This is a genomic window from Amycolatopsis sp., assembly GCF_035276945.1.
Taxonomy (GTDB): domain Bacteria; phylum Actinomycetota; class Actinomycetes; order Mycobacteriales; family Pseudonocardiaceae; genus Amycolatopsis_E.
In genome coordinates this window covers 1-4,093 of sequence record NZ_DATELF010000093.1, presented here as the reverse complement: position 1 = coordinate 4,093, position 4,093 = coordinate 1, and the positions used below count along the sequence as shown (strand labels likewise).

Sequence of the window (4,093 nt, the reverse complement as noted above, 5' to 3'; positions counted from 1 at the left end):
CGCCGAATCCAACAACCCAGCACCCATCCCCACCCACTGCGCCCCCTGCCCAGGAAAAACAAACACCACCTTCCCCACAACATCCGCCACACCACAAACCACCCCAGACCCGAAAACCCCACCAACCACAGCACGAAGTCCGTCCTGCAACGATTCGGAGTCCGAGGCCAGCACGACCGCGCGGTCCTCCAGCGACGCACGGGTCGTCACCGAGGAAAACCCCACATCCACTAGTTCGAGATCCGGGTTTCGGTCCACAAGCGACCACAACCGGCCGGCCTGGTCGCGCAACGCGGCATCCCCGCGGCTCGACAGCAGCACCGGCGTCGGCCCCGGGACCGTCACCGCCCGCTCGGCCACGGGCACAAGCTCGGGCGCCTGTTCCAGGATCACATGCGCGTTGGTCCCGCTCGCCCCGAACGACGACACCCCGGCCCGCCTCGGCCGGTCCGTCACCGGCCAGTCCCTCGCCCGCGCCAGCAACTCCACCCCGCCCGACGACCAATCGATCACGGGCGAAGGAGCGTCGGCGTAGAGGGACCTCGGCAGCAGCCCATGACGGAGGGCGAGAACCATCTTGATCACCCCGGCCACCCCGGCCGCGGCCTGGGTGTGCCCGATGTTCGACTTCACCGAGCCCAACCACGCCGACGCGCCCCCTCCACGGTCCCGGCCGTACGTCTCGAGCAGCGCCTGCGCCTCGATCGGGTCACCAAGCTTCGTCCCGGTCCCGTGTGCTTCCACCGCGTCCACTTCGAACGGCGAAAGCCCGGCGCTTGCCAGTGCCTGCTGGATCACCCTCTTCTGGGCCGGACCGTTCGGCGCGGTCAGGCCACTGCTGGCGCCATCGGAGTTCACCGCGGACCCGCGCAGCACCGCGAGTACCGGGTGGCCGTTGCGCTGAGCCTCCGACAGTCGCTCCAGCAGCAGCAGGCCGGCGCCCTCGCTGGTGCCGATCCCGTCCGCCGCCTCGGAAAAGGCCTTGCACCGGCCATCGGCGGCCAGCCCGCGCTGGCGGGCGAACCCGATCATCAGGTCGGGAGTGGACATCACGGTCGCACCGCCCGCCATGGCCAACTCGCACTCGCCGGCGCGGAGCGCGTGCATCGCCAAGTGGATGGCGACCAGCGACGACGAGCACGCCGTGTCCACGGTGACAGACGGCCCCTCCAGCCCGTAGGTGTAGGAGATCCGGCCCGACGCGAGGCTGGTCGAGGTTCCGGACAGCAGATGGCCTTCGAACTCGCCGGGCCCGTTCCGGAGCACCTCCGAATAGGTCTGCCCGGTGACCCCGGCGAACACGCCGATGGTGCTGCCGCGCAGGGAAAGCGGGTCGATCCCCGCCCGTTCCAGCACCTCCCAGGAGGTTTCCAGCAGCACGCGCTGCTGCGGGTCCATCGCCTGCGCCTCACGGGGCGAGATCCGGAAGAAGTCGGCGTCGAACGCGGACGCGTCGAGGAATCCGCCTTCGCGGGCGTAGGTGTGTCCGACCTGGTCCGGATCCGCGTTGTAGAGCTCGTCGATGTCCCAGCCACGGTCGTCGGGAAGCGCGGAGATCACGTCCCTTTCCCGGGCGACGACCTCCCAGAGATCCTCGGGTGTCCCGATTCCGCCGGGGAAGCGGCACGCCATGCTCACGATCGCGATCGGCTCTCGCTGCCGCCGTTTCGTCTCGTGCAACTCGGCGGTGACCTGCTTGAGGAAGTAGCGAAGTTCTTCCTCGTCCATAGTCATTCTTCCTCTTTCAGGCTGGTCAGGAAATGGTCAGGAAATCCCGAATTCCTTGCCGATGAAATCGGCGAGTTCGGCGTCCGACGCGGCATCGAGATCGGTGCTGTCCCCGGCGGAGACCCGGTCGCGCCAGCCCGTCAGCAACCGCTGGAGCCGGGCAGTGATCTCAGCCGCGTCCGGCACGCCAGCCGCACCGGTGGCCGCGAGCGCCGCCTCGACACGGTCCAGTTCGGCGGTCACGGATACCGGCTCGGCAGCGTCCGGTGGCAGCAACCTGCTCCGCAGGTACCGGCTCAGCGCGGTGGCGTTCGGGTGGTCGAAGACCACCGTTGGGGGGAGAGCGATGCCGGTGGCCCTGGCGAGTCGATTCCGAAGCTCAACCGCGGTGATCGATTCGAAACCCAGTTCCAGAAACCCACGTTCGGGTTCGATCGCTTCCGGCGTGCGCTGCCGCAGCACGCTGGCGGCGTGCGCACGGACAAGATCGAGCAGTTTCTCCTCGCGCTCGGGTTCGGCCAGGCCTGCCAACTGCCCTGCGAGGTCGGGCTCGTCCGGATCGGCCGCCGGTGGCGCCGGTATTAGTTCGGCCAGCAAACCCGATGACCGGAACTGCCCGGCCACCTCCTCCCAGTGCAGGTCGCACACGGCAAGGAAAGTCTCGTCGTGGGCGAGGGCCTGGCCCAAAGCGGTGAGCGCCAGTTCCGGGTCGAGGAAGTCCACCCCGCGCTGAATCAGCCGCTCCGCCACCGCCGCTCCGCCGATCCCGTCCCCACTCCAGTGGCTCCACGCGATCGACGTCGCCGTGTGCCCCTGCGCCCGGCGCCACGAAGCCAGCGCGTCCAGGAAAGCGTTGCCCGGCGCGTAGTTGCCCTGTCCAGCGAGGCCGAGCAGGACAGCGACCGAGGAGAAGAGCACGAACGCGGACAGCTCCAGGTCGCGGGTCACTTCGTGCAGATTCAGCGCGCCGGTCACCTTGACCCGCAACACCCGGTCCATCTGCTCGAGGGTGAGCGAGCCGAGCATCCCGTCGTCCAGCGTCCCCGCGGCATGCACGACCGCGGCAGGCGGATCCGCCGCGACGACCTCGGCCAGTGCGTCCCGGTCGGCGACATCGCACGCGGCGAACGTGACCCGGGTACCGAGCGAGGTCAGCTCCGCTTCGAGCCCGGCCGCGCCCGATGCGTCCCCGCCACGGCGGCTCAGCAGAACGAGGTGCTCCGCGCCACGATCGGCGAGCCACCGCGCGACGTGTCCGCCCAGCGCACCCGTTCCCCCGGTGATCAGCACCGTGCCGCCCGGAACGAACTCGCGCGCCCCGGCCGGGGCCGGTGCCCGGACCAGCCGCCGGGCGAACACCCCGGAGGAGCGCACCGCGAGTTCGTCTTCCTCGGTCGCGGCCAGTGCACGGACCACCCGTTCGACCGCCCGCTCGTCCAGGGTTTCCGGCAGGTCGACCAAGCCGCCCCAGCGACTGGGCCACTCGGCCGCGACCACCGGCCCCAGTCCCCAGGCCAGCGCCTGCAGGGGACTGGTCACGGGGTCCGAGGAACCCACCGACACAGCGCCCTGGGTCAGGCACCACAGCGGCGCCGTGATGCCTGCCTCGTCGAGCACCACGAGCAGGCTCACCGTCGCGGCGAAACCGACGGGAACGGCGGCGGATCCCGGGCTGGACCGCTCGTCGAGCCCGAGCGCGGACAGCACGCCCGCCACCTCGGCGGAGCCGTCCAGTGCCGCGGCAACGCGGTTCGCGAGCGGTGTCCCGTCCGCGACGACACGCAGGACCCGGGCGCCTCGTTCAGCCAGGCCGTTGGCAACCCGTTCCCCGTGTTCCCTCCCCGGCCCGGCCGGCAGGACAACCATCCAGGTGCCGGCCGCCGAACCAGCGGCCTCGGCCGGCCGCCATACCGTGCGGTAGCGCCAGGAGTCCACTGTGGACAGCTTGTGCGCCTCCCGGTGCCATGAGGAAAGCAGGGGCAGCACCGACTCCAGTGACACCCGCTGTCGCTCGTCGGACGCCTCCAGCGCGTCCGCCAGCTCTCCGGCGTCGCCGCGCTCGACCATCTCCCAGAACCGGGCGTCGAGCGTGCCCACCTGTGGGGTAGCCTCGGCTTCGTCCACCCAGTATCGCTGGTGTTGGAAGGGGTAGGTGGGTAGGTCGATCCGGCGGGCGCCGGTGTCGGTGAAGCACGTGGACCAGTCGATGTCGATACCGCGGACATGGAGTTCACCGGCGGAGAGCAGGAAACGATCAAGATCACCATCGTCGCGGCGCAGGGACCCCACCACAACGGTCCCGCCGACCGGTTCAACGGACTCTTCGATCGCCGCCGTGAGTACCGGATGGGGACTCACCTCAACA

At 69.9% G+C, this 4,093-nt stretch carries 1 protein-coding gene and 1 pseudogene; both read right to left on the bottom strand.

All coding sequences use genetic code 11. The features are described from left to right. Window positions 1–1,725, bottom strand: a pseudogene (locus VJT49_RS15415) (type I polyketide synthase); the annotation flags it as partial. A 39-nt stretch (window positions 1,726–1,764) separates the two neighbouring features. Beyond that, window positions 1,765–4,093, bottom strand: a 2,329-nt coding sequence (locus VJT49_RS15410) for an SDR family NAD(P)-dependent oxidoreductase (RefSeq protein WP_324165497.1), incomplete at its 5' end; no start/stop codon positions are given.